Origin of the sequence: Paenibacillus sp. FSL k6-2145, assembly GCF_037976585.1 — a bacterium.
GTDB lineage: Bacteria > Bacillota > Bacilli > Paenibacillales > Paenibacillaceae > Paenibacillus.
Genome location: NZ_CP150267.1, coordinates 4,684,381 through 4,710,278, shown reverse-complemented (window position 1 = coordinate 4,710,278; position 25,898 = coordinate 4,684,381). Strand labels below are relative to the sequence as shown.

Genomic DNA, 25,898 nt, shown 5'->3' with positions numbered 1-25,898 from the left:
TCAAACTACAACATGCCATCGGTCACGAATTTCAGAAATCCAATCGGTCATTTTCCAGCTGTCATCACATGGAACTGCACCTTTAACCCTGGAATATTTACGTTTTACATAATAACCTTGACCCGGAGGCAGTACCTTCAGCCCACCTGAACTACCTCCAGATTCGGAATAAGGTATACGGAAGAACGAGAGATCGTTAGGGTCTAAAGTCCCGAACAGCATTCCGCTCTGGGAAGCCTTCACATCCGTTACCCAGTCAGAACCGAAGGTCGGGAAGTCTGCCGGAACCCCGGACAGAATCACGTGTACACCGCGATCCCTTCCTTGACGAACAATCGCTCCCAATTGATCTTTTACATTAAAATCGTTTAGCTGCTTGGACAAGGTGTCCGCATCATCGATGACGAGCACAAGTTCCGGTCCACCGGAAATCTCGCCTCTTTTCAGAACTTCATCGTACAACTGTTGAATCACAGGTGCAAGCTGTTCTTCTCGCGATACATGTCCACGGACATGGGGCAAACTGCTGATTTCCCCCAGCCCACCTGAGCCATAACGCATATCTACTGTGTATATTTGCACATCTTCCGGAGAAGCATGATAAGCCAGTGATAACATCCATGTCAATAAAAATGTTGTTTTGCCGCCTTCCATCGGACTTGTTACCATGAAATGCGGACCTTCACGCAGATTAAGCTCGAATGGTTCCAGATCATCCGTAAGCAGTCCCACAGGGACAGTTACAGACGATGTATCCCAAGCCTGACCATATGATCCTGTCCGAATGAGCAGATCTTTCAGTTTGATCTCTTCCGGAAGTGGAGCAATCTGCGGTGCTTCTTCCCCTGTCCAGCCTTGGCGAATCTCAGCAATCGTACGGCGCAGTGCCGATGAACGCTTGCCCTCATCTGCCCCTGAAGAAGGTAATGCCGCCTGGAACATTAATGGAGGCACTTGCCCTTTGACCAGACCTCTTCCTGGCGGAAGTTGGCTTGGCGCCTTGGAAGGTCTTCCCACGGCATAATAATAATCGCTTGGATCGGATAACTCAAATGAAACCGCATTGGGAATATTGCTTCTGAATTTTTCAAATACATCTGTTACCCGATTGGCGGTGAGCACAAAGGTGATACCCAAACTTCCGCCTTCACGCAGGATCGTCTCCAGAAGTTCATTTTCTTCCGGATAGGCATTGCGGAATGAAAGATAACCATCGATAACGACCACAACCTGCGGTACAGCCGCGTGAGCTGTCCGGCGGTACGCCGAAATCGTTTTAACACCCGCCTCCGAGATGATATCTTTGCGTTGTGCTGACAGCTTGAGAATATAGCGGAATAACCGCTTGATCCGGTCTTCCTCTTCAGCCATCATCACGCCACCGATCTGAGGTAGTGCTGCAAAGTCCTTCATCATGCGACCCATGTCGATAATGTAACCATGCCAAGGCTCAGTTCTGTGGGAACGGGCCAGAGACATAAGCAAGGTCTGAACAAAAGTTGTTTTTCCTAGTCCCGGCATGCCGTACACGACCAGATGGCCTTGATCCACAGGCAATGCGAGCGGCTGTTGGCGCTGATTAGGGAGATCATCCAGCAAACCAACCAGTGGTTTCAGACCACTCGCTCCGCCATCAAGCAGCAGATCCCGATTCTCTTCTTCCTGCCATTCCTGAAGACCTTCCCATTCCAGTGTCTCTGGTAAAGGTGGCAACCATGGTCCTGGCAAACGACGGATACCCGCATCCGCTGCAGACTGCGCAACATAATCAATAAATACCTGAAGCTGTTTCGGAACATCTTCACCTTTGAGAACGGCTCTACGCTCTCCAGTTAACAGAGGCTCCCGCTTACCGTTCAGGCGTACTTCCATAACAGGCAATACCGTCGTTGAATCCTCCTGCTGGTTATAGGGTGCACCACTCCAGGCGAATTGCATTTCTTCAAACACTTCATCACTACCAACCTGGAAATATCCACGACCAGGCTTTGTAATCCAGGCAGCATTTGGAATCTTGATCATATCCCTGCTATCTCCCTCACTCTGTACGCGAAGGCAGATCCGGAAGCGCGAATTACTCCATATTTTATCGTCCACAACACCAGCTGGCTTTTGGGTTGCCAGAATTAGATGAACCCCAAGTGTCCGGCCAATGGCCGCGATACTGATCAATTCATCCATGAACTCCGGCTGGTCCCGCTTCAATTGAGCAAACTCGTCAATGATAATAACCAGATGCGGAAGTGGCTGTTCATGTCTGGAGCGCAGAATTTTGTAATATTCATCAATATGCTGGAGGTTTCCCGCATCATTTAATATTTTTTGCCTTCTGACCAGTTCGGCCCGAAGTGAGATATTCGCCCGCTCGATCAGATTGCCATCCAGATTGGTGATCGTCCCTACCACATGAGGCAGATCAACAAATGTATTGGACATCCCGCCACCTTTATAGTCAATCAGCATGAAGGCCAGATCGTGTGGATGGAATTCAGCAGCGAGTGAAGCTACGATGGACTGGATGACTTCACTTTTACCTGAACCGGTTGTACCTGCAATCAGACCATGGGGACCATGACCCTGACGTTCAATTTTGTCATGCAGGTTTATCGCTATTTTTTTGCCGCCAGCTCGTACACCCATTGGTACGGGCAGTGTGTCAGGATATCTCGTCTGTCCCCACCTGGACACCACATCCAGATCTTCCACGCGAGATGTGCTCAGCATATCGAATAACGGAAGCACTTGTGGGATATCTGAAGCAGATGACCGCTTTAACCGGATCGGTGACATATAACGGGAAAGTGCCTCTGCCATCTCCTTCGAGATCACATCAGGCTTGTACGTTTGTTGAATAACATCTGCATCTTCCGTTTTTTTGATATACACCCCTTTGCCTTTCGAGGCATCCATAATCAACTGACAATGCATCGGTAGAGACTCCTTGCGATTAGCCAGTATGATGGTGCATACATCAATGTCCTGAGCCGACTCCAGCAGCAGCGGAAGTAACGGTTCTTCTTCAATCAATTGCGTATCGGAGAGAATTACAACGTAACATGGCGTTTGTACGCTTTTCTTGTAACGGTCTTCCTTATTGTTACGACGCCGGTTCAACACGGAAAACAAGCTGTCCGCTAATTGATGCGCACCGCTGTGCCTGTCGGCCATATAGCGTTGTCCTTGGTCTTCATCCCAGATATGGGGCATCCAGCGAAGCCAGTCCCATTCCTTGCTGTCCTTTTCTTCATAGAAAGCAGCAAGCTTCAATTCATCCGGAGAATGGCGTACTGTCAGCTGTGAGATGATGACTCGCAGGGAAGCAAGCACTTCCTCCCGATCACCGACAAGTCCCATAACCTTCGATTGGAACAAAGGCAATGTAATGGAAGCATCCGGTACCGTCTGGAATTCAGCCGCAAGTTCATGGGCCGCTTCAATTAGCTCATCCTTCTCGTATCCATCAATCCGCGGAACCTGAAGTTTGATGCGAAATGGAATCTCTCCCGTACCAATGCGCACCTGAAGGAAATCATCATCCTCTGGTGAACGCTCCCACAGGGAACTGTTCCGGTTCTTCACCACTTGAAGACACACACCCGGATCACCATGAATTTCGTACAGGCTTTTCACTTGCTCCGCCTGAGCTTCCTTCAGTTCTTCCCGGTGTTTGTCCAGTTGGGCAAGATACATTGTTTTTCGTTCTTCCAATTTTTTGCGATATGATTTCTTGTTGCTCAGATACACGAAGAATGGAATGGTGTAAGAAGTAAGCATCATCATGACCGTCATCATCTGAAACATCATATAACTGCTGTTATTCATTTTGCCGGTCATATTGATATATACGTAGAAACCAATGCTGACCATGGTCATCATGATCGGCACAATAATGGATATCATGGAAAACGTGGGTTTGCTCGGTTCTGTTGGAGGCCTGAGTATTTCGAGTCCTTCTTCCTTGAGAACCGGTGTCATTCTTGGAGAACGCTGATATAACACATTCACGAAGAGAAGACCTCCTTTAGTTCGTTCAATAATGAATGTATACGTTCAAAAGCCCTATTCGTTGCTGTCCTGTTGAAACAATGAACGTCTTCCATATACAGGCGCTTCTTCCGAAGTCGTTGAAAAAGCCCGCTGGACACGTACGCAACTGCCTTGTCGCAGCCCTGTTTCCATTAACTGCTGTGCGTTCTGCGGAGAGAACCACAGACCTTCCGGAAACTTGGCTTCAAGGATGTACTGAATGCCGTCTCCCGGTGCCTGTCCAAAAATGCGAACACCGAGTAATGTCTTCAAATGTTCAATGGTACATTCGTCCGGAACATCAATGTCGAACCATTCTCCTTCCTCGCGGCCGGAATACACGGTTAGAATCATCCGAATCCCTCCCATGGTCTCATATGTAAATTGTCCTAATGTCAGATTAAATCAAAAAAAAGAGAATGAATCGTTATATCAACCCTATTTTCTTACATAAACACCCTGTTTGCAATGTACCACCTGTAATTTTGTTACATATGACCCACGTATATATTAAAATATCGTACATTCGACTCAGAACTTTCGTGGCAGTTATGCATTTAAATATTGCGAGGATACGAAACTCTTCGTTTTTTGTTCCATTTAAATGGTAATTAAGTTACGTTTTTCAGGACTTTTATTCCTTCGCTCACAATTGAATTGTGAACACTTTTCAAACATTACCCACCTTTATGTTTTCATAAGCTGATTTTAAGGTAATTTTAAGCATTGGAATTTAATATTACCTGTATGAAATAACAACCGTGAGGTGATTTCAAGTGAGAACCCTAATAACCTTTCAAAACAAATCAATCCCTGTATATTTTAATCAAGAAAACAAACAACCTATGCAGAAGACATTAAGATTGCTTAGCAGTGCTCTTGAGCATAAAATTAGCAACGGTAAACGCGCCATTCAAAAATGTCTGCATTCTTTAATTAGTATTGAGATTGTTAATGGAGAAGCCATTCTCCACAGTCGAAGTGAAAACGACTCCCTTGCTTTATCTTTATATTAAAAGGAGTCAACCAAGACACATTCATTACAAGACATGAAAAAGGAAGCTGTCGTTATAGACAAGCTTCCTTTTTTGAGTTGTATACACGTTAACAGCGGATCGCAATTATTAGCAGCCATCACTCAGTGCAGTTTGCTCAGGACATAGGCGGCATCATGTTCTTCCGCAATCTCGGCTTTACGAATACGAATGACAAACAGCCGAACCAAATTGGCACGTGTATGTTCTTCCTGACAGGTATTCAGTTTCCTCAGAATAAAGCGGTCAATGGACATGAATTTAAGCCCCTTTGCCATTGGATTTACGGATCGATTCTTCCGTGTATCCATAAATAACCAGATAGCGTCAGCCCCAAACAGCTTTTCCGCTCTTATATTAAGCCGTATTTTGCTGAGGTGTAAAATTGTGCAAAAAGCCCGTCCCACCAAGCTGGAGACGGACTTTCGCATGATTTGTCGATCTTTTTATAACCCACTCTAAACATTCATAAATGCCCCTGCTAGTTCACTCTTTTTCGACTTATTTCACTCCCGGATATTCCCGATATTGGTGCTGAATGCTGATCCAACGCGTACGTGTAAACTTCTCAATGGCCCAATCCCCACCGAAACGTCCAATCCCTGAAGCTTTTTCACCGCCAAACATCACATGCGCTTCATCGTTCACAGACTGATCATTTACATGCACCATACCCGATTCAATGCGCTGGGCAACCTGATATCCTCGATTCAGATCTTTGGTGAATACGGAACCACTAAGTCCATAAGGCGTATCATTTGCCAAACGAACAGCTTCCTGTTCATCATGAGCCTTCATGATCACTGCCACCGGGCCAAACAATTCCTGCTGCACGATATCTTGTTCAGGTTGAACATCGGCAAGTACAGTAGGAGACAGCACACTGCCTTTACTGGTCCCCCCGAGCAATAACTGTGCTCCTTCATTTTCAGCTTTGTTCACAAGTTCCAGCAATCGTTCTACCTCTTTTTCCCGAATGAGTGGACCCACGAGTGTTTTGGCATCCGCCGGATCACCTGCCTGGACATTCTTCGTTTTGGCAACAAATGATTCGACGAATTGGTCGTAAATATCGGCATGCACGATGATACGATTCAGAGCCATGCAGATCTGTCCCTGATGCAGAAACTTGCCAAAGACTGCCGCTTCGGCAGCACGTTCAATGTCCGCATCTTCAAGCACAACCATCGCGTTGTTGCCACCTAGTTCCAGTGCCGTTTCTTTTAAATGTTCACCCGCCAGTTTACCGATCCCTTGCCCAACTTCTGTGGAACCCGTAAATGAAATTACTTTGGGAACCGGATGAGCGACAAAGTAATCCCCGATCTCGCTGCCACTTCCCGCAACGACATTCAGCACTCCGTCAGGCAGACCAGCCTGTTCAAACAAATCGGCAATGAGCCAACCTGCCGTAATCGGAGTGTCTGATGCTGGTTTAATCACTACACCATTCCCAAGAGCAATTGCTGGAGCTACAGATCGCAGGCATAGATGCAAAGGGAAGTTCCATGGCCCGATAACACCAATCACTCCCTTCGGCTCACGAACCACACGGTTCTCTTTGCCATGAGTATTGGACGGAATAATCTCACCCTTCATGCGATAAGGAAAAGATGCTGCTTCGTCCACAATGCGTTTAGCCGCTGCAAACTCCGCCTCCGATTTGATTCGGGTACTCCCGGATTCCGTGATCAACAGTTGAATAATCTCCTCTTTTCGCTCTGTCATCTGGGATGAAACTTTACGCAATACCTCTTCTTTCGCAGCGGGCAAAGACTTCGCCCATTCAATCGAATTTTTCTGAGCTGACTGATAAGCCTTATCTATGTCTTTCTTATTGGAAGAGCGCCATGTGGCAATAACTTCTCCCGTATAAGGATTGATATTCTCCATTGTTTTCTCACCGGAGCCATCTACCCATTGGCCATTAATATATTGTTTCGTCCATGTTGTATGTTCAGTGTCCATTAAAGTCATGTGAATACGCCTCCTGATCAAGATTAAATGTCACACCTGCACAACGGTGTAATACATCATTAACCTTGTTCAGAATTACGCAAACGTGAAGACCTGAATTAGCTATTCCATTCTTTAAGCTTAAGGAAACAACACAACCCACACTATTCTGTCGCCATCTGGACGTCTTTCATCAGTCGGGCAGGCTTTTCTCTCCAAAGAGGCTCAAGTCTTCCCATCCGTAGCCAACTTCGATCAGATCTTGACCACCAATGCGGAGAGACTGTGTCTGGACTGGAGTGCCTCCCATCTTTTCATAGAAGCGACAAGCTGAATTACGCTCCAAAGCCCATATGATCAAACGTTTCATATTGTAAGTCTGCAGATGATGAACGACATGTGTCGCCAGTTGCTGACCTATCCCCGTTTGTTGCACTTCCTTCAGCAAATATATAGCGTACAACTCTCCATCATAAGGTAATTTGCCTTCACGCTCCTTACCCCCACACGCAAATCCGACAATGTTCCCATGATCCTGTTCAGCTACCACCAGGATCTGATCCTTTTCGCCAGAACGAATGGTCTTCTCCCACTGAGACAATCTTGATTCTATAGTCAAATGATCCAAAAAATCGTCAGGCACAATTCCCCGATATGTTGTTTTCCAACTCTCCGTATGTACATGGGCTATCCCCTGCGCATCCCCTTCACGCGCCGGCCTGATCAGCATAGCTATCACTCACTTTCTCTCGTAACTGCCGTAGATTTACCATATTATATGTTCTTCTTTCTATAATTCCAAATTTATCCATTGAACTACCTCTTATAAAGTCACATCCGGCCCTACGGCCGGATCGTTACCCTAGTGCCTACAGATACCTTGGAAGACAGGTCCAGTACATCCGAGTTGTACATGCGTATACAACCATGGGAGACGGATTTGCCAATAGACCAAGGCTCATTGGTTCCGTGTATACCATAATGGGGAGCTGACAGTCCCATCCAGAACACGCCAAATGGCCCACCTGGATTCGATTGTTTGTTAATAATAGTGAACTCCCCGTTTGGAGTCTGCGTGAGCATCTTTCCGGTTGCCACAGGATAGCCCTTAATCACCTGATTGCCATCCAGAAGATATAACATGTGGTCAGACAGATCTACAATAATCCTGTAATCTGGCATAATGACATCCCTCCTGACCTATCTTATGCAAGATGCCGGATGATGCCCGCCTGATTTCAGGCTTCCTCCCACTCTTTCACACTACGGGAGTGCTTGGGTTTGCGACTATTGGCCGGTTTGCTGGAGGCGGTACGCCTTCTGGATGCCACTTCTTCCTTGCGTTGCTGATATTGCAATTCCTTCTGCATTTTCAGATAATTATTCAGTCTTTTTTCATCCAATGAACCATCCTGTATGGCCTCTTTCACTGCACATCCAGCTTCCCGTGTATGACTGCAATCCAGAAATCTGCACTTGGCCGCAAGTTCTTCAATTTCTCCAAACGCATGCGACAGCCCATCATTGCCCTCATCCCAAAGATTAAGCTCGCGCATTCCCGGAGTATCGATCAATACGGCTCCCTGTGGAAGTACAAACATCTCCCGGTGTGTTGTCGTATGTCTCCCACGGCTGTCTCCCTCGCGGACGGATTGTGTAAGCTGCACATCCTCACCCATCATCCAGTTCACCAGCGTAGACTTGCCACTCCCAGAAGATCCTGTGAGCGCAACAGTCAGCCCTGGCTGCAAGTATCGTTCCAATAAGGATTTCCCTTGACCCTCCACTGCAGATATCGCAAGCACTTCAACGCCTGGAGCAATCCCTTCTACACTTCGGATCTGTTCTTCCACATTGTTGCACAGATCACTTTTGCTCAAGACAATGACTGGCCTTACGCCACCATTCCAAGCCATCATCACGTATCTTTCGAGTCGTCTAAGGTTAAAATCATGATTAAGTGCAGCCACGATTAACAGTGTATCTACGTTTGCGGCGATTAATTGTTCCTTGGTCACCGGACCTGCTGCCTGTCTCGATACCCTGCTCCGACGGGGCACCAGATTGTGAATAATTGCTTCTTCACCTGCCTGACCTGTAATCGCCACCCAATCTCCAACCGCTGGTACCAAGCTGGTCTCCAGACTATCATGACGCATTCTACCCGATATTCTTCCCCAGCATTCGCCCTCTTCTGTAACCAAACGTTGCAGATGTCCATGGTCTGCGATAATTCTGGCTGGCTTTTTCTCCTGCTCTTCCATTCCTGTCTCTTGCCACAGTTTCTGCCACTTTGCAGACCAGCCGTACTTCTCAATATGATTATCTAAAATAAAAATTCCTCCCAAAATAAGTTTGTTTACTTCATTCAAGCCGAGTGAACAATCATCTCCGGTTCAGATCAAAACAAAAAACCACGAGTAGAAATACACCCGCGGCAATAAGTAGTTAGCCGAATTAAAGACCATCCCTTCTTGTAGATCTACCGGATAGAGTACTTAACCCTCCGATATAAACAATTCAGGAACACCCTTTTATCGGCAAACAAAAAAGCCACGGGTGCGTCACCCGTGGCTTCATCTGAGCATGTGATACTTCACGTTACAATGGATACTGCTATCCAGCTAACGCAAAATTACATGCTTTGATCCGTTCCGGAGACGCTGTTCACATTCAAATTAACGTATACTGCATTTAAGTTTGTCATAAACAATCGCCTCCCTTGTAGAATTATCCATTATGTTACACACTGAGCTTTGCAGTTGTCAAGCCCAAACTATTTTACCTGTCTACTTTATTTGACCTGATCCCAGCGCGTCCACATTTCCTTCGGATTCAATTCATAGATCTCCTCTTCCCGATACATGAACTGATGCATGATAAATTCCCGCCGAATCGTGGCAAAGTCTTCATGGTATTGCTTTATAAATGTATTAATTTCTTTCTCCGTATACTTCCGACCAAATTCAAGCTGCTCGACCAGATGACCAAGTACAATCAGTTTTTTCTTGTATTGAGCCGGAATCTGACGCAGTCGTCCATCTTTGGAGAAAAAATTTCTCATGACCGACGCTTTCAATGTTTCGTTCACATCACTCATATCCGTAACCTCCTCTCGCTTAAAGATAAAATCAACCGAAGCCTGTGCATTCTCGCGGATAAACGAAGGATTTAGTGTGAAATACACTGTATTTTTCTCCCGTCGTTCCTTGATCAGCGCCGCCTCCCTCAGCTTGGATGCATGATGTGTCACGGTTGGCTGTGACAGATTCAACCGCTCGGCAAGTGCCTGTCCGTGCAGTTCACCCTGTGCCAACAACAGCAGCATGCGAAGCCGGGTCGGGTCAGCCAACGCTTTATGATAAGCCACAATTTTCTCCAGCTGCATCATCGTTCATCTCGCTTTCGTTTAGATATATATCTAATTTGATATTAGTCTTTTCTCCTCTCCACGTCAACTCCTTTGGATTCAAGTAAGCTTGTCTAATTTAAACTCACGCTTGAACTGGCATTGGCTCGTTATTTACGGTAGGATTATATTGCTTGAAATAAGGAGGATTAAGAACATGGAAGATGTCATTATTATCGGCGGAGGCCCATGCGGTCTGTCTGCTGCCATTGAATGTGAGCGGCTGGGACTGTCCGCTGTGATCGTTGAGAAATACAATATCGTTCAATCTATTTATCTGTATCCAACCCATATGCAGTTTTTCAGCACAGCCGAGCTGCTTGAGATCGGGAACGTTCCGTTCAGCACACCTAATGATAAACCGTTTCGATATGAAGCACTTGCCTATTATCGCAGGGTAACCGAACATTTTGGTCTGCGTGTTCATAACTATGAGGAAGCCCGTGAAATTAAACGCAAGGATGATGGTACGTTTGAGGTACATACGCTCAATCGCCGCGGGGAGGCCATCGTACATGTTGGACGCAATGTAGTTGTAGCTACCGGTTATTTTGACCATCCTAACTATCTGGGTATCCCTGGAGAAGATAAAGATAAAGTAACTCATTACTTCCGGGAAGCCCACCCTTATACCCGTACACGTGTCGCCATTATTGGAGGAAGCAACTCCGCCGTGGATGCGGCCATGGAATTGGTTCGGGTCGGAGCTCATATTGATATGGTTTATCGCGGCAACGGTCTGTCCCAGCATATTAAACCATGGGTACGTCCGTTATTCGAGAGCATGGTGACAAAAGGTCGTATCACACTGCACCTGGAATCACGCGTGAATGAAATACTGGATGATTCGATTCGTCTGATACACACGGATGGTTCCACTCGGGAACTGGATAATGACTTTGTACTGGCAATGACCGGTTTCCGTCCAGATCGTCAACTACTCACATCGGTAGGTGTGGAAATGTCTGATGATATGGATAAACCTCTATATGATGCACAAACGATGGAAAGTAGCGTACCTGGTGTATATGTGGGCGGAGTCATCGCTTCGGGGCGTAATGCCAATGAAGTCTTTATTGAATCCGGGCGCTGGCATGGACGTTACATTGCGGAACATATCGTTAGCAAACAACGTGGACAGACTGAAGGGAAATGAAAACCATGGATATGACTTCCCTGCTGTTGCTCGTATTTGCGGCTCTCGGGATTATCAGCAGCAACACACCTGTGACCGTAGCGATGGTATTTCTGTTGTTGCTACGAGTCCTGAACCTGAATCAGGCATTTCCATGGCTTGAAAAATACGGACTTACACTGGGCATTATCATTCTGACCATTGGCGTGATGGCACCTCTTGCCAGTGGCAAGATGAGTCTGCAGACGATCGGTGAGTCTTTCCTGCACTGGAAATCACTGCTCGCCATTGGTGTAGGATTACTCGTGGCATATCTCGGAGGACGTGGTGCTACGCTGATGGGTACACAGCCAACTGTCGTTGCAGGGCTGTTAATCGGAACGGTACTTGGCGTTGCCCTGTTCAAGGGTGTACCTGTGGGTCCATTGATTGCGGCGGGAATTTTATCATTGCTACTGGGCAAATCCTGATTCAAGTTGTGAAGGTTGTGACCTGACATGCTATGCAGATTGGCTGTATTTCCCACCGTTGTGTGATATACTTCTATTCATGCAAATTATGTACACGAGTCTACAGCAGAATAATGCATATTAGAGGTTGTTCAAAAAGTCCGCTTTTGATTACGAAGGATGCCTAGAGGCATCATCAGCATCGAATATGGAATTCAGCCGAAATGTCTTCTCGGTACTGAAAACCGTCCTATTTGAACACGTACTATTATGGTTATGCTGTTGCATGAAATATAGATTCACTTTGCAACTATTAATGGCGCAGGAGGATTAAGGAACCATGTCACGTCAGTTTATTACAGAAGCCGTGATGGTGGCCATTTACGGTCAATTGCTAGCGCCGCCCGCGCCTGTTGAATATATTGTTCCTTATACCACCATCCTTGAGCTATATGAATTCCAGACCAGTCCTGATCCCATGATGGATAACCCGGCAGATGATCAGCATGTGAAATCCAAAATCAATGAAATGATTTCTTATTTCGAGGAACCGCTGAATAAGAAAAAAATAGAGCGTGCGTTACTTGTTCCATGGGCCAAAAGCCCCTCCATTTTATTTGGTGACCAAGTATCCATTGCCATTATCAACGCAATAGATACGGCACAGTACGGGGAGTATTTCGATCCCATTGAGACAGAACTGCTGCTGACATCTCAGCGACTGAGTATCCCAATTCTCACCGATCAGGTTGAACTGATCGCACGCATAATTGAGTCCGAATCACCTGTACAGGTATTTGATATTGATGATTTTGATTTTGCGATGGATGATGAACCACTGGATCAGGTGTAATTCATGCTCTGAGCACGTAAATCGGATTTTTAAGAAAAATGACCTTGGCATCCACTTTATCGTGCATGCCAAGGTCATTTTTTTGCGTCAACACTTATTTTATTCTGCAATATCCCGCGCTAACAGAATTCGGCTAATCTGATTCAGAGGTGGTAACGACTCCAGCGAAAAAAACTTCAGACCTGCATCACTATTTACACGCGACTCCACAAGGCCATCCTGAATGATCACTGTCCGAAACAAAGCAATGACATAATACTCTTCATCTCCGCTTGAATGCAGATACCGAAGGTCAGGCCCCGAATAGAGACCTTCCAGTGTCATGGTATCAGCAGTCCAACCTGTCTCTTCCCACAACTCCCGATGTGCAGCATCTTCAATGGCCTCACCCGGGCGCATCTCACCTGCTGGCAACCGCCAGTGACCGTGTTCAGCATGCTGAATCAGCAGTAATTCACCTTGTTCGTTCTCAGCCCGCACAGCCGCCTTTACAACAATATGAGAGCGTTTTGCTATATACTGGGCCAAATCTCGTGCTGGCAGATTCACTGCTTATCCCCTCCTCCTACTCGGAAGCCGGTGGCGACCTGTAATCCATCTATTGCTTAGCAGAATACTTCAAGGATTAGACTTCGGTATAACGGTATTCGATATCCTGACCTTCATCAACGATATCCACATGCAGTTGGTGCCCTTTCAGATACCAATAATCGTGATCTTCCATAAAGAATTGAATCCCCGACACTTCGGTTTGATCCGCAGGATGTCTTGGTTTCTCCACAGCAATACCTAGCGAAAATCCAGGGTGAAGACCTCCGCCAGAGCTATAACGGGCAAAAAATCGAATGCTGTCTCCCTCGTTCAAATTCAGTTCTTCCTTGTACCAGCGAGCAGCTTGATCGGATACATGTATGGTACTCATTTGGTGTCAGCTCCTTCTGTATATATATGTTCCATCATATCTCGACAGGGACTTGAATACAAACCCAAGTGACCACATGAAGACAAATTAAGTTGTGAAAAATGTTTGACAGATTGTAAAAGCCGGTGTTAAGATGCAAACATACGAGGTCTACATTGTATTTATTTCCAAAAAAGAAAGGGTGATTACGGTGTTTAACAAACATATGATAGGTCAATTCAGTACACAACTAAATACCGGAGCACACCCGAAATCATTATTCCGTTCATAAGTCGGCATGACAAGGCGTTCTTTCATTAGAACCTCTGTGATGTTTACTCACAATCGAACTTATATATGGTGGCGGCTCTGTTCTCTGAGCCATGCTGCCGTATGATTATATGAAGACATACCGCCTGCGTGCGGTATGTCTTTTTTTGTGGGTACTTTTCGGCATACATGAACGGAATCTGCATTTCTCGGACATCGAAAGGAAGGGATAACACTTGTTCTCTGTACTTAAAAACCTGGCCTGGTTCTTCCGGCTGGAACGCAAACGATACCTAACCGGTGTCATCTTGCTTATTCTGGTGGGCATTGCCGAACTGCTGCCTCCTCGTCTTCTTGGTAATGCCATCGACGAGATTGTGCGCGGTTCCATTACCGGCACCTCACTTACCCGTTATATCTTGCTTATTCTGGGAACGGTCATCATTATCTATCTGGTTACATACGTTTGGATGCACAAACTGTTTGGTGGTGCCAATCTGGTGGAGCGGCTGCTTCGTTCACGCTTTATGGACCACTTGTTACGGATGACTCCTCCCTTTTTTGAGAAAAACAGAACAGGAGATCTGATGGCACGGGCCACCAATGATCTTCGTTCCATTGCCACTACAGCAGGCTTCGGCATGCTGACCTTAACAGACTCTACAGCCTTTCTGGCCACCGTATTGTTCGCTATGGGTTTCCTGGTCAGTTGGAAACTGACCTTGGCGGCAATCCTGCCATTACCTTTTATCGCCATTGCCATGATGATCTATGGTAAAGCTGTACATCAACGTTACACCCTGGCACAGGATGCATTCGGAGATATGAATGACCAGGTGCTGGAATCCATTGCCGGGATCCGTGTTGTGCGTGCCTATGTGCAGGAACGTCTGGACGAGAAACGGTTCGCCGACGTGACCGAAGATGTGTATCGCAAAAATCTGGCTGTTGCCAGAATGGATGCGCTATTCGAACCCACCATCCGGCTCTTCGTAGGACTCAGTTATGTGATTGCACTTGCCTACGGCATATATCTTGTATTTCATAATGAAATTACCCTAGGGGATCTCGTATCGTTCAACATGTACCTGGGGATGATGATCTGGCCCATGTTTGCCATCGGCGAATTAATTAACCTGATGCAACGTGGTAGCGCTTCGCTTGATCGGGTCAACGAGACTTTATCGGTAGAACCTGCCGTACAAGATGTGGAGCAACCTGCTCACGTTACGAATCCGGAAGAAATTGCGATGCAGGATGTTACATTCCGTTACCCCAGCTCCACTGTCGACAATCTCAGTCATATCAGCTTTTCGCTGCGACGGGGTCAAACATTGGGTGTTGTGGGTCGTACGGGTAGCGGTAAGTCTACTTTGCTCAAACAACTGCTTCATGAATACCCTGCCGGTTCGGGCACATTAAGCATCTCGGGTCATCCCATTCAGGATATCGCCAAAGATGACTTGCACAGCTGGATCGGGTACGTACCACAGGAACAAGTTCTGTTCTCCAAATCAGTTCGTCAGAACATTCAATTTGGTAAACCTGGGGCCAGTGATGAAGTCATCATGGAAGCCATTCGTACAGCCGCTTTTGACGGGGATCTGGGAACCTTGTCCGATGGACTCGATACACTTGTTGGTGAAAAAGGAATCTCTCTGTCCGGAGGACAGAAACAGCGGGTATCGCTGGCGCGTGCCTTTATTGCTAATCCTGATATCCTGATCCTCGATGATGCCTTATCTGCTGTCGATGCACGTACTGAAGCCAAAATCATTGAAAATATACGCAACAAACGCTCGGGCAAAACCACGCTGATCTCGACTCATCGCCTGTCTGCTATTGAACATGCTGACCGAATCATCGTACTGGAGCACGGGAAAATTACGGAAGAAGGCACTCACCAGGAACTGTTAGCCATGAACGGCTGGTACCGTGAACAGTATGAACGGCAACAGGTCGAGTCCAATCTGTCCACGTAGGAGGTCAATTCATTGAAGTCTAATACAGGCAAAAGGCTGCTTGATTACGCCTTGAAAGCCAAAGGAACATTTATCGCTGCATTAATTATGCTTACCATTGGTGTTGCGGCCGAGCTTGCCGGGCCGTTCATCGCCAAATCCATGATCGACAATCACTTGCTCGCGATTGAGCAGCCTTTTTATGAGACGACAGCTTCAGATGAAGCCGCAGTCTACAACGGTAAGAACTACAAACGCGAAGGCTTGTTCGAACCGGATGAAAACAAAGGTTCGGAAGTGCGGGTATTACAAGCCGGCAGAAGTTTTTATTTTGTAAACGAACCGGTAAGCGCACCTGACGGGGACCGCACATATGCGGATGGAACCCTCACGGTTACACGCGCAGGTGAAGTGACAGGCCAATATGCGGCAGCCCCCCTGTCCGCTGGTGAACTGTTTGCTTTTTACAAACCGGAGATGCCCAGCATCTATCAATTAATTGTGTATTACATGATCTTCCTCGTGATCTCGGTCATTATGGAGTTTGGTAAAACATTCTGGCTGCAGTCCTCGGCCAACAAGGTCATTCAAAGACTGCGTAACGATGTGTATGCCCATATTCAGCGACTGCCGGTGCACTTTTTTGATAACCTGCCCGCAGGTAAAGTTGTATCTCGGGTCACGAACGATACGGAAGCCGTCAAGGATCTGTTCGTTGCCGTTCTTTCGAACTTTTTCTCAGGAATCATCACGATTACAGGTGTGTATGTCGCACTCTTCCTGCTTGATGTTCGCCTGGGTCTAATCTCATTATTCGTTGTGCCGATGCTCATTACATGGATTGTGCTCTATCGCAAATTCGCTACTCGTTACAACACGATCATTCGATCCCGACTGAGTGAGATCAATGCAATCATTAACGAGTCCATCCAGGGGATGTCCATTATCCGCGTATTCCGCCATCAGAAACAAACCAAACAGGAATTCGAAGATCTGAATGATGACTATATGAAACACCAGAACAAAATGCTTAACCTGAATGCCTTCACCTCACACAACCTGGTTAACGTATTACGGAATATCGCCTTTGCGGTGGTCCTGTGGTACTTCGGTTCCAGTGTCCTGGATGGCACAAGTATTATCTCTCTGGGTGTTCTGTATGCCTTCGTTGATGTTCTGGGTCGCTTGTTCCAGCCAATCACCGGTATGGTGAATCAACTCGCCAACCTGGACTCCTCCCTCGTATCTGCTGGTCGCGTCTTTGAGCTGATGGATGAAAAGGGAGAAGCTGTAACCGATGGCTCCATGCCAAGATACAAAGGGAATGTTGTCTTCGATGATGTATCCTTTGCCTATAAAAAAGATTACGTGCTTAACAATATCTCGTTTAAAGCATCCCAAGGTCAGACGGTCGCTCTGGTCGGCCACACCGGTTCGGGTAAAAGCTCAATCATCAACCTGCTATTCCGGTTCTATGATCCGCAAAAAGGCAAGATCACAATTGACGGTCAGAACGTCAAGGATCTGCCTAAACAGTGGATTCGCGAGCATATGGGGATTGTATTGCAGGACCCGTATCTGTTCACAGGCACCATTGCTTCCAACGTCAGTCTTGGCGATGAGAAGATCTCCCGTGAACGGATTGAACAGGCGCTGCGTGATGTAGGCGCTGAACGTATACTGGCTCATTTGCCTCAAGGCTTTGACGAACCTGTCATCGAAAAAGGAAGCACATTGTCTGCTGGACAGCGTCAGTTGATCTCCTTTGCTCGTGCACTGGCGTTTGATCCGGCCATCCTCATTTTGGATGAAGCGACAGCCAATATTGATACGGAAACGGAAGCATTAATTCAGAACGCACTCGAAGTCCTCAAAAAAGGACGTACCACCTTCATCATTGCTCACCGTCTCTCCACCATTCGTTCAGCAGATCAGATTCTGGTTCTGCATCGCGGGCGTATCGTTGAGCAAGGTGCACATGATGAACTGATGGAGCTTAAAGGCCGCTATTATAAGATGTATCAGCTTCAACAAGGTGCGCAAGCAGCAGCGGTCGCAACTCTCGAGAATCCGTCAGGTAATTCCGTTCCAACCTCAACCTCCTTTGCCGGAGGCAATGCATAACAGAGTAAAGCTGAAAGTTCTTTAAGTAACCAATCAAAAATGATGTACTCGACGGCAACACAAAAACCGATCTACACCGCAAACCCTGAGGTAGCTGTGTAGATCGGTTTTTTATATTTTCATCGGGATTCAAATTCCGATACTGTTTATTTCCTCCAGACAAAAAAACAATCCGCGTGCAACCTCATGGCTGCTGCGGATTGTCTATCCATCCTTTGATCGTATATCCCATGTACATCACGGTCTCTCTTGCGAGAAAAGGAAACTTGCTGCGCCAGGTTCGATACGCCGTTGTTCGTGTCGGAGAGGGTACGGCATCCATACCCAGACCGGCAGCCAGCTTCATGGCCCGTTTCATATGTAATGGATCACTCACAATCGTATAGGTTTGATAACCGGCCTGTTCACCAATTGGAATTGAATTGACTAGATTCTCCTCGGTAATTCTGGATTTGGTCTCTATGCGAATGTCCGCAGGATCTACTCCATGTGCGATGGCATACTTCTGACCCACTTCAGCTTCCGTATGTTCTCCCTCATCACCTGACCCGCCTGTGAAAAGCAGATTACGAACGGTACCCTGACGGTATAATTCAATCCCGTGTTCAATACGTTCGCGAAATACAGGTGAAGGGTTATCCCCCGCCACGGCTGCGCCCAGAATGATTGCTGCATCCGATATCCTGGATGAATCCTCATCCGTATATGCAGATATACGGATTGCGGTAACCACGGTCCACAGGATTCCACCCAATACTACAGCCAGAACCGTCATTAATATCCAGCGTTTCGTTATCCGTTTGCTTGTCATTCATCCTCTTCCAAAGCCCTTGCTTGCATACTCTCGGTATGAATCCGCTCCAGCGTTTGTAGAGCTGCTGCGGATTCGGCATCCAGACCAAGCTCTGCAATCCAGGCACCCGTATATTGCTGAAGACGGATCTCCAACTCCTGTGCACGGTCTTTGAAATCCTCCAATTCCTTAATCATGCGTGATCGTCCTTCCGGACTGAATGTCTCGTGAATTCGTTCCTTGAAATAATGATGTACGATACGGTTACGTTGCTGCCATAATTCATTCAACTGGCGAGTCTCTTCCTCAGAGAATGTAAAATGATGGCGCACTTCGTGAATGAGCTGCCCCAGTGAACTGCTCATCTTTCGTTCGTACAGATCTTCCAGATCCTCTTCAGACACGGCTTTGCCCTGAGACATTTTCATTAATAAAATCAGATTGACCAGCTGCTGTTCAAGCGCCTGCCCGTAGTACACGGCCAATCCGTAATAGGCAAACAATTCCCTGGAGTGTTCGCTGTCCAGCATGTCACCATTCTGGATATCTGTATTTTGCATATGCGAGCGCCCCCTTCAACCGTACAATGTTAACCATTCCATGTCCCTCTATCCTAACCAAACCAAGAGCAACATTCAAGTTATCGGGAAGCGCGTCTTCTAACTCCGCAGATCTCTTCTACCGGACAGCCACACATGGATGATTAGTAACCCCATTGCGTAGAGCACAGTCCACAGCGTAACCGAAACAAAAGAGTCCATCTTTGATTCATCAAATAACATCATCTCACGAACCAGATAAAAAGCTGGCGGAAGAATGCGGCCAAGCCATTCTAATGATTCAGGCAAACGTTCACTTAAGGAACCTTGGATAAACGATAGTAATAATACAATAATGAGGGCAGGCATACTTCGACTAAGCAAGGGAATGTACGATTTTTGAAAAAATACACTGATGCCTAATCCCAGCAGTGATAACCCCAAATGTCCTAACCAAGTCATCATCCACTCCTCACCTGTGGGTTGTCTCTCGAACATTCCAGCGAACACGGGATACAGCACAGTGATTACGGTGAGCATGAATTGCATTATCCAGGCACAAATGAGTTGACTTGTTACAACCTTACGCCTGCTTCCTGTATGAAGGACGAGCAATTGATACTGCTTTGCAGGTTCCGTATTCATCACCATTACTCCGAGCCAAGCAGCTGCCAGAAATAACAGCATAGCCGTAACACTGTAACTGTCCGCAATAGGGTTGGGTTTGTAGGAATAGATTAGCAGCATGGCGATGATATAAAAGATAACCGGTGCAAAATATTTCTGTGAGCGAATGTGATGCCTTAACAAATATCGGGTCAGATAGATCATTTGGCTTCTCCCCCCGCATCATCCATGGAAGAGCTTAAGTCCACAGATTCTGTGACATCTCCACGACTCGCATGTACAGCTGGATGTTGTCCTTCCAGCAGACTTTCCATATGTAATTGACTTTCTTCCTGTTGTACGGACACAACCGAACCTCCGGAAGCCAGAATCATTCTGAGTACATCATCAGTTGATTGTTGAACTACTTTCCAATCCCACAACCAAGACTTGGATTTCTCCGAGCTCGTATTACGAACTAAAGACAGTACTCCCGGTTGTTGTACAACGGATGGATTTTTGGCCAGATCCTCTCCAGCTTCCGTCAGACTTTGAATACATACAACGGGTTCGCCAGCTTGTAGTATATCTTCACGACTCCAGTAACGGAGGACGCGGCCTTGCTTCAACACAATCACCTGGTCTGCCAAACGTTCAATAAGCAACGGTTCATGGCACGCTGTAACGATGGATGTCCCTTCATCCTTCCATTGCCCCAATAAGGATACAACTGCCTCTTGAGCTGGAATATCCAAGCCTGATAAAGGTTCATCCAGCAACAAAAGACCACCCGGTTCAGGTAACAGGGCCTGAATCAAATTTACTTTTTGCAGTGTGCCCTTCGATAATAAGGGTAACTTCTGATCAATCGCGGTATCGAGATATAAAAGTTCACTAAGTTCTCTAATCCGCCCACGCAGTACTTCGGGGCGAATGCCCCGAATCCGACCCATGTCCCACAAGTACTCTCCAGAGGTAAAGGGTAAACGTGGCAGACCATCTACTGCATACCCATCAGAACCCTTCATTGTGCGCTGGATCGATCCTGTATCGGGTAACAAAATACCTGCCAACATACGTAGCAACGTGCTTTTGCCCGAGCCGTTTCTGCCAACAAGCACAGAACATTCGCCCTGTTTCACTTCCAGATTAATTTGATTCAGTACCTGAGTACTGCCTAATCGCTTGCTCACTTGTTGAAGCAACATACCTCGACCTGATGAGTCTGCTACATCTTGATCGGCTTTCTTGAAAAGTCCACGTGTACTCCATATCACCTGGGATCACATCCGCTCTGGAGCTTGCACACCTAGCAAATGTAAACTGTACGCGAGGCGTTCGGCAGTCCGTTTGGCCAATGCCACCCGGAAGGATCTTACATCAGATGACGCATCCGCAATCCGTTCGGCGTGATAGAAGCGGTTGAATGCTTGAGCGACATCTATTGTATATTTGGCAATGACCGAAGGCTCATTCCGATGAATTGCTTTTTCCAAATACTCGGGATATTCACCAAGCAGTTTCAGCAATGCCCATGAGGTATCTCCGACACAGGATGGAGTGGTCACTGTGTCATTCTCACCATCCGCAAGGCTGGGGTTAGGCAGAGGGTTTTCATTTTCCACGCGGATCGCCTCTTCTGCCTTGGCAAGCACACTTTGAATCCGAGCATGGGTGTATTGCACATAGGGTCCGGTCTCCCCTTCAAAACTCACCGCATCTTCCAGTGAGAAGTCCACATCGTTTAACCGATTATTACGTAGATCACCGAAGACAATTGCACCTACACCAACAGCCTCGGCCACTTTCTGAGGGTTCTCCAGATTCGGGTTTTTCTCCTGAATAATCTGTAGTGCACGAGCAACTGCCTCATCCAACACTTCCTGCAAAAAGACGACTTTACCACGACGTGTAGACATTTTCCGTCCCTCAAAACGCATTAAGCCAAACGGGATATGTTCACACTTCGCAGACCATTCATGACCCATCCGGGATAGGACCGCAAATACCTGCCGGAAATGTAGCTTCTGCTCGCCTCCGACCACATATAACAACCGATCTGCCTTCATCACCTCATGACGATAAACCGCCGTAGCCAAATCCCGTGTAGGATAGATTGTTGTTCCATCTTTTTTGATAATCAGGCACGGGGGCATGTTCTCGTCCTCCAGACGTACCACGAGTGCTCCATCACTCTCTTCAAGTAAACCTTTCTCCTTGAGTTCTTCAACCACCGCGCCCATCTTGTCATTGTAAAAGCTCTCCCCCAGCGTATGGTCGAACTGTACATTCAGACGTTCATACATCCGGTTGAATTCCTTCATGCTCACTTCCACAAAGAACGCCCATAACCGCTGTGCTTCATCATCCCCTTGCTCCAGCTTGCGGAACCACTCCCGTGCCTCAATCTCCAGAGAAGGATCGTTCTCCGCCTCATCGTGGAAACGCACATACAGCTCCAGAGAAGTACGGATCGGGTCTGCCTGCAAGGCTTCATCATTGCCCCACCGCTTGTACGCTGCGATCTGCTTGCCAAACTGGGTTCCCCAGTCTCCCAGATGATTCACACTTACGGAGGTATAACCCGCTTCGTTATACAACCTATACAGTGCTGCACCGATTACAGTAGAACGCAAATGTCCGATTCCGAAGGGTTTTGCGATGTTAGGGGAAGACATATCAATCACAACACGTGAACCTTGACCAAGCTGAAGCTTACCAAATGTGGCATTCCCCAGTTCTTTCAGCAGATTCGGCGCGAGCTTCTCCCGGTTGAAACGGATATTTACATACGGCCCGGCGGGAGTCACTTCAAGTCCTGCTGCCTGCAATCCCGTTGCGAGCTCGGTCGCAATGACTGCCGGTGCTTTTTTTAATGACTTCGCTAATACAAAACAAGGGAAGGCTGCATCACCCATCTCCGCCTGCGGTGGGACTTCGAGTAATCTCAGAACCTCTTCTTCATTCAATCCCGTTAAAGGGGCAATATCGGCCGCAGCCTGCTTCATCAACATGTCGAACACTCCTATCCATTCATTATTGGGTGAAAATAAACACAAAAAAGCTCTCGTCTCTACATAAGAGACGAGAGCTGACTTAACAGTTCCCGCGGTACCACTCTAGGTGAACAGCTACTCTTAATATGCATCAACATGCATACCAGTAAAACCTGTTCCGCTCGATGCGTATAACGGTCGCAAGCCGAATTACCCTCAGACAGATATAGTACACCCACACTCAGGATGCAAACATCTTTTCGGATAACCATCTCACGGGTGCGGTTCACTCAGGTCATATCATACCGGCTTCCACCTCTCCCGGCTCGCTGTCATGTATGGATCTGGTTACTCTCCCGATCATTGATATTCTTCGTTTCAATTCATTGCCATCATTATACATACCACGATCAGACTTGGCAACCCGCATTAAAAATCCCCTACTGAAAGGCAACACATAGGCACATCGTCTCAGATGCCTGTGTTCACTGCCTTCCCTTAGGGGACAACGGTCATTATCGGTTTTAATTATATATATTCCAGAGAAAAAATAATTACGCTACTGCTGCCATCAATCGGCAAGCTTCTGCACATCTGCGGCAAGCCTCTGCACATGCTTGGCAGTGATCATGGTGATGTTTGCCACACTCTGCGGCGCAAGCTTCACAAGCTTTCACACACAATTCGCATATTTCAGCAATAAAATCACTTCCACGTGTCATCGCTTGTGCAGCAAAACTGCAGATCTCCGCACATTCCCGATTCAAACGAATGCAATCACGCAGCATCGCCAGATCATATTCTTTAAGACTCGATATGTAACATACGTTGCAAGCATTCATGCACTCCAGGCAAGCATCGATACATTGTTGATATTGTTGTTGTGTCATTTAAAGTTACCTCCCAGGCAAAGTTTGCTATGCATCTTAATACCCAGTTCGGAGGAATATTGAATCATCTAACCTACTTTATCGCTTCCAATTCCAGTAATTGGTCACGAATGACAGTTTGGTCAAAATGTTCACCTATAAACACTGCAACATTAGGGACCTCTCCCTGAGGTGTGATCTTCATGTAGTCCGATTCACGGTAGGCATACTGGAACCAGAAACGGCTCGCTGTGTCACTAAACGATAAAATGCCTTTTGCTCGATACACATCCCGTGGCAATGCAGATACAAATTGTTCAAACGCCTCACTGTTCACCGGATGACTGAAATAATGCGTATACACCATAACATGTTCGTGTGAGGCATGTGGAGCAGAATGCTCGTGACCGTGGTCATGACTATGGTTATAAGATGCGTCAGTATTCGTAGCATCGCCTTGGACTGTACCATGTGTATGCTCATGTCCATGATTGCAGTCATGTGTACCACAGGTTTCCGTATGCACATGATGTTCTTGGTGAGCCGGCTTATCTGCTTCAGAAGCTGAATCACGTACATGCACGTCTGCCCCGCTGCGAAGCAGCAGATCCATCTCCACCTCACATTTCACTGTAGGAATTACAGGTGCGAAGCCATTCCATTTTGCCAAAAGCTGTTCCAAGTCCTTCAGTTCCTGTGCACTCACCCGATCCGTTTTATTCAAGAGAAGCACAGACGCACAGCGAATCTGCTCCTGCATCAGTTTGAACGTCTGCCCCTTCTGCTCCTGATATAGGCCAGATAGATGCGCTGCATCCACAACGGTAATGAGACTTTTCAGTTCCAGTCGCATGTAGAGTGAGGTCTCCGTTACCGCATCCAAAATCTCCATTGGGTTCGCGGCACCGGTGGCTTCAATGATGATCACATCCGGTGATTCCTCTTGAACGAGATCAGCAAGTTGCAATCCCAAGTCACCACGTACGGTACAACAGATGCATCCACCTAACATCTCTGTCATCGGAACGGTGGAATCCACAATCTGACCATCCAGATTGACTTCGCCTAACTCATTCATCACCACTGCGGGACGCAAACCCTGCTGTTGCCAATGTTCGATCAACTGAACAAGCAGTGTTGTTTTGCCACTCCCCAAAAAACCTGACAGTATATATACAGGTATGGATTGTTCTTTTAAAATCGTTTCGTTCATCCTTAAACACCTCTCTGATTGTCCTTCTTGTAACCTGATCTAACTATATCTAGCGAGTGTACACCATCCCGCATTCGTTGTGCAATAACGTTCAACTCTTCCCCATTACATTGCCTGATTCTACCGGATGGTCTATGCTATGAGGACATGTTGATTGAAGGAGGAAGTTTCATGACTAATTCAGTGGAACAACATCGCCAGGAAGCTCCGACCACGGTATCGTGCATGATTGTTACAGTATCGGACACACGCACTAAAGACACTGACACCAGTGGCCAGCTCATACACCAGCTTCTGAATGAAGCGGGTTATCAGATTGTTGAATACATCATCACACCAGATGAAACGGAGAACATTCGAAGCATCCTGCAAGATGCAGCCGTTCGTGATGATATCGAAGCCGTGCTGCTTAGCGGCGGAACAGGGATTGCACCCCGAGATACAACCTACGAAGCGGTATCCTCACTACTCGACAAGGAACTCCCGGGTTTCGGCGAGATCTTCCGTTTTCTCAGTTACACCGAAGATATCGGTTCCGCTGCCATCCTGAGCAGAGCCGTCGCTGGAACGATTGGACGCACAGCTGTATTCTCCATGCCGGGTTCCAAAGGAGCTGTCAAATTGGCCATGGAAAAACTCATTTTGCCCGAGCTGCGGCATGTGATGCGTGAAATATATAAACCCGTCTGAAAGATCAGACGGGTTTTTCGGGTTTATTTTCAGCTGTAGGGTAAGGATTGAAAGTTCTCTGTGCTCCCATCTTC

The 25,898-nt window shown here is 46.9% G+C and carries 24 protein-coding genes; 7 read left to right on the top strand and 17 right to left on the bottom strand.

The genetic code is table 11. The features are described from left to right. Together essC and NZ043_RS20990 are read right to left on the bottom strand one after the other, a co-directional pair. Entirely contained in the window at positions 1 to 4,005 is a 4,005-nt protein-coding gene (essC, locus tag NZ043_RS20995) for a type VII secretion protein EssC (protein WP_249911061.1), read from the bottom strand. A gap of 54 nt (positions 4,006 to 4,059) precedes the next feature. Continuing rightward, entirely contained in the window at positions 4,060 to 4,380 is a 321-nt protein-coding gene (locus tag NZ043_RS20990; RefSeq protein WP_074094613.1) for a hypothetical protein, read from the bottom strand. Between the two features lie 422 nt (positions 4,381 to 4,802). Between NZ043_RS20990 and NZ043_RS20985 the strand changes: the two genes are divergently transcribed. Further along, positions 4,803 to 5,042, top strand: a complete 240-nt coding sequence (locus NZ043_RS20985) for a hypothetical protein (protein WP_074094612.1) — start codon at positions 4,803 to 4,805, stop codon at positions 5,040 to 5,042. 122 nt (positions 5,043 to 5,164) lie between these two features. Here NZ043_RS20985 and NZ043_RS20980 read toward each other — a convergent pair whose 3' ends face one another. The 6 genes from NZ043_RS20980 to NZ043_RS20955 form a co-directional block, all read right to left on the bottom strand. Next, positions 5,165 to 5,317 carry a hypothetical protein gene (locus tag NZ043_RS20980; protein WP_164783094.1) on the bottom strand — a complete coding sequence of 51 codons (153 nt, stop codon included), beginning with the start codon at positions 5,315 to 5,317 and terminating at the stop codon, positions 5,165 to 5,167. A 244-nt stretch (positions 5,318 to 5,561) separates the two neighbouring features. Next, complete coding sequence (locus NZ043_RS20975; RefSeq protein ID WP_339309144.1) at positions 5,562 to 7,037, bottom strand: aldehyde dehydrogenase family protein; 1,476 nt, start codon at positions 7,035 to 7,037, stop codon at positions 5,562 to 5,564. 172 nt (positions 7,038 to 7,209) lie between these two features. Continuing rightward, positions 7,210 to 7,746, bottom strand: a complete 537-nt coding sequence (locus tag NZ043_RS20970) for a GNAT family N-acetyltransferase (protein ID WP_289392068.1) — start codon at positions 7,744 to 7,746, stop codon at positions 7,210 to 7,212. Between the two features lie 113 nt (positions 7,747 to 7,859). Beyond that, positions 7,860 to 8,198: a L,D-transpeptidase gene (locus NZ043_RS20965; protein WP_076249779.1), complete on the bottom strand. Its 339-nt coding sequence runs from the start codon at positions 8,196 to 8,198 to the stop codon at positions 7,860 to 7,862. Between the two features lie 56 nt (positions 8,199 to 8,254). Next, positions 8,255 to 9,388 (bottom strand): ribosome small subunit-dependent GTPase A, encoded by a 1,134-nt coding sequence (rsgA, locus tag NZ043_RS20960; RefSeq protein ID WP_339309143.1) that lies wholly within the window; start codon positions 9,386 to 9,388, stop codon positions 8,255 to 8,257. A gap of 422 nt (positions 9,389 to 9,810) precedes the next feature. Beyond that, on the bottom strand, positions 9,811 to 10,404 hold the full coding sequence (locus NZ043_RS20955; protein WP_091034982.1) for a metalloregulator ArsR/SmtB family transcription factor: 594 nt from the start codon (positions 10,402 to 10,404) through the stop codon (positions 9,811 to 9,813). A 178-nt stretch (positions 10,405 to 10,582) separates the two neighbouring features. Between NZ043_RS20955 and NZ043_RS20950 the strand changes: the two genes are divergently transcribed. From NZ043_RS20950 to NZ043_RS20940, 3 genes are all read left to right on the top strand, one after another. Further along, entirely contained in the window at positions 10,583 to 11,581 is a 999-nt protein-coding gene (locus NZ043_RS20950) for a YpdA family putative bacillithiol disulfide reductase (protein ID WP_133384356.1), read from the top strand. A gap of 5 nt (positions 11,582 to 11,586) precedes the next feature. Then, positions 11,587 to 12,030, top strand: coding sequence for a DUF441 domain-containing protein (locus tag NZ043_RS20945; protein ID WP_036609212.1), 444 nt, complete (start codon positions 11,587 to 11,589; stop codon positions 12,028 to 12,030). A gap of 319 nt (positions 12,031 to 12,349) precedes the next feature. Then, a complete protein-coding gene (locus tag NZ043_RS20940; protein ID WP_036609214.1) occupies positions 12,350 to 12,862 on the top strand; it encodes a hypothetical protein in 513 nt (170 codons plus the stop codon). Between the two features lie 99 nt (positions 12,863 to 12,961). On the opposite strand, the gene NZ043_RS20935 is transcribed toward NZ043_RS20940, so the two are convergent. Next, positions 12,962 to 13,411, bottom strand: a complete 450-nt coding sequence (locus NZ043_RS20935) for an NUDIX domain-containing protein (RefSeq protein ID WP_133384355.1) — start codon at positions 13,409 to 13,411, stop codon at positions 12,962 to 12,964. 76 nt (positions 13,412 to 13,487) lie between these two features. Continuing rightward, complete coding sequence (locus NZ043_RS20930; protein ID WP_036609218.1) at positions 13,488 to 13,784, bottom strand: HesB/YadR/YfhF family protein; 297 nt, start codon at positions 13,782 to 13,784, stop codon at positions 13,488 to 13,490. A gap of 485 nt (positions 13,785 to 14,269) precedes the next feature. Between NZ043_RS20930 and NZ043_RS20925 the strand changes: the two genes are divergently transcribed. Together NZ043_RS20925 and NZ043_RS20920 are read left to right on the top strand one after the other, a co-directional pair. After that, the gene (locus tag NZ043_RS20925; protein ID WP_091031779.1) at positions 14,270 to 16,015 is read left to right on the top strand and encodes an ABC transporter transmembrane domain-containing protein; all 1,746 of its coding nucleotides are present in this window, start codon (positions 14,270 to 14,272) and stop codon (positions 16,013 to 16,015) included. Between the two features lie 12 nt (positions 16,016 to 16,027). Continuing rightward, positions 16,028 to 18,118, top strand: coding sequence for an ABC transporter ATP-binding protein (locus NZ043_RS20920; RefSeq protein ID WP_339309142.1), 2,091 nt, complete (start codon positions 16,028 to 16,030; stop codon positions 18,116 to 18,118). A 184-nt stretch (positions 18,119 to 18,302) separates the two neighbouring features. Here NZ043_RS20920 and NZ043_RS20915 read toward each other — a convergent pair whose 3' ends face one another. The 7 genes from NZ043_RS20915 to NZ043_RS20885 all read right to left on the bottom strand — a co-directional run bounded on the left by NZ043_RS20915 (position 18,303) and on the right by NZ043_RS20885 (position 25,134). Next, the gene (locus NZ043_RS20915; RefSeq protein ID WP_091031784.1) at positions 18,303 to 18,929 is read right to left on the bottom strand and encodes a YdcF family protein; all 627 of its coding nucleotides are present in this window, start codon (positions 18,927 to 18,929) and stop codon (positions 18,303 to 18,305) included. Then, on the bottom strand, positions 18,926 to 19,471 hold the full coding sequence (locus NZ043_RS20910) for a hypothetical protein (RefSeq protein ID WP_091031787.1): 546 nt from the start codon (positions 19,469 to 19,471) through the stop codon (positions 18,926 to 18,928). Before NZ043_RS20910 ends, NZ043_RS20915 begins: the two co-directional genes overlap by 4 nt. 99 nt (positions 19,472 to 19,570) lie before the next feature. Continuing rightward, entirely contained in the window at positions 19,571 to 20,281 is a 711-nt protein-coding gene (locus NZ043_RS20905; RefSeq protein WP_091031789.1) for a hypothetical protein, read from the bottom strand. Further along, positions 20,278 to 21,333 carry an ABC transporter ATP-binding protein gene (locus tag NZ043_RS20900; protein ID WP_091031792.1) on the bottom strand — a complete coding sequence of 352 codons (1,056 nt, stop codon included), beginning with the start codon at positions 21,331 to 21,333 and terminating at the stop codon, positions 20,278 to 20,280. Before NZ043_RS20900 ends, NZ043_RS20905 begins: the two co-directional genes overlap by 4 nt. 6 nt (positions 21,334 to 21,339) lie before the next feature. Continuing rightward, positions 21,340 to 23,070: an arginine--tRNA ligase gene (gene argS, locus NZ043_RS20895; RefSeq protein WP_339309141.1), complete on the bottom strand. Its 1,731-nt coding sequence runs from the start codon at positions 23,068 to 23,070 to the stop codon at positions 21,340 to 21,342. Between the two features lie 536 nt (positions 23,071 to 23,606). Next, a complete protein-coding gene (locus tag NZ043_RS20890; protein ID WP_036609230.1) occupies positions 23,607 to 23,942 on the bottom strand; it encodes a four-helix bundle copper-binding protein in 336 nt (111 codons plus the stop codon). Between the two features lie 73 nt (positions 23,943 to 24,015). Further along, positions 24,016 to 25,134 (bottom strand): GTP-binding protein, encoded by a 1,119-nt coding sequence (locus NZ043_RS20885; RefSeq protein WP_339309140.1) that lies wholly within the window; start codon positions 25,132 to 25,134, stop codon positions 24,016 to 24,018. A 171-nt stretch (positions 25,135 to 25,305) separates the two neighbouring features. Here NZ043_RS20885 and NZ043_RS20880 point away from each other — a divergent pair, with 171 nt between their 5' ends. Further along, positions 25,306 to 25,824: a MogA/MoaB family molybdenum cofactor biosynthesis protein gene (locus tag NZ043_RS20880; protein WP_339309139.1), complete on the top strand. Its 519-nt coding sequence runs from the start codon at positions 25,306 to 25,308 to the stop codon at positions 25,822 to 25,824. Positions 25,825 to 25,898: the final 74 nt, after the last annotated feature.

What these genes read in the sequence shown, in the direction of transcription:
- NZ043_RS20885 (WP_339309140.1), bottom strand. Translation starts at nt 25,134, where the DNA reads ATGAACGAAACGATTTTAAAAGAACAATCCATACCTGTATATATACTG.
- NZ043_RS20915 (WP_091031784.1), bottom strand. Translation starts at nt 18,929, where the DNA reads ATGACAAGCAAACGGATAACGAAACGCTGGATATTAATGACGGTTCTG.
- NZ043_RS20910 (WP_091031787.1), bottom strand. Translation starts at nt 19,471, where the DNA reads ATGCAAAATACAGATATCCAGAATGGTGACATGCTGGACAGCGAACAC.
- NZ043_RS20965 (WP_076249779.1), bottom strand. Translation starts at nt 8,198, where the DNA reads ATGCCAGATTACAGGATTATTGTAGATCTGTCTGACCACATGTTATAT.
- NZ043_RS20990 (WP_074094613.1), bottom strand. Translation starts at nt 4,380, where the DNA reads ATGATTCTAACCGTGTATTCCGGCCGCGAGGAAGGAGAATGGTTCGAC.
- NZ043_RS20905 (WP_091031789.1), bottom strand. Translation starts at nt 20,281, where the DNA reads ATGATCTATCTGACCCGATATTTGTTAAGGCATCACATTCGCTCACAG.
- argS (WP_339309141.1), bottom strand. Translation starts at nt 23,070, where the DNA reads ATGTTGATGAAGCAGGCTGCGGCCGATATTGCCCCTTTAACGGGATTG.
- NZ043_RS20930 (WP_036609218.1), bottom strand. Translation starts at nt 13,784, where the DNA reads ATGAGTACCATACATGTATCCGATCAAGCTGCTCGCTGGTACAAGGAA.
- NZ043_RS20970 (WP_289392068.1), bottom strand. Translation starts at nt 7,746, where the DNA reads ATGCTGATCAGGCCGGCGCGTGAAGGGGATGCGCAGGGGATAGCCCAT.
- NZ043_RS20980 (WP_164783094.1), bottom strand. Translation starts at nt 5,317, where the DNA reads ATGTCCATTGACCGCTTTATTCTGAGGAAACTGAATACCTGTCAGGAA.
- NZ043_RS20880 (WP_339309139.1), top strand. Translation starts at nt 25,306, where the DNA reads ATGACTAATTCAGTGGAACAACATCGCCAGGAAGCTCCGACCACGGTA.
- NZ043_RS20890 (WP_036609230.1), bottom strand. Translation starts at nt 23,942, where the DNA reads ATGACACAACAACAATATCAACAATGTATCGATGCTTGCCTGGAGTGC.
- NZ043_RS20955 (WP_091034982.1), bottom strand. Translation starts at nt 10,404, where the DNA reads ATGCAGCTGGAGAAAATTGTGGCTTATCATAAAGCGTTGGCTGACCCG.
- NZ043_RS20945 (WP_036609212.1), top strand. Translation starts at nt 11,587, where the DNA reads ATGGATATGACTTCCCTGCTGTTGCTCGTATTTGCGGCTCTCGGGATT.
- NZ043_RS20950 (WP_133384356.1), top strand. Translation starts at nt 10,583, where the DNA reads ATGGAAGATGTCATTATTATCGGCGGAGGCCCATGCGGTCTGTCTGCT.
- NZ043_RS20940 (WP_036609214.1), top strand. Translation starts at nt 12,350, where the DNA reads ATGTCACGTCAGTTTATTACAGAAGCCGTGATGGTGGCCATTTACGGT.
- NZ043_RS20975 (WP_339309144.1), bottom strand. Translation starts at nt 7,037, where the DNA reads ATGACTTTAATGGACACTGAACATACAACATGGACGAAACAATATATT.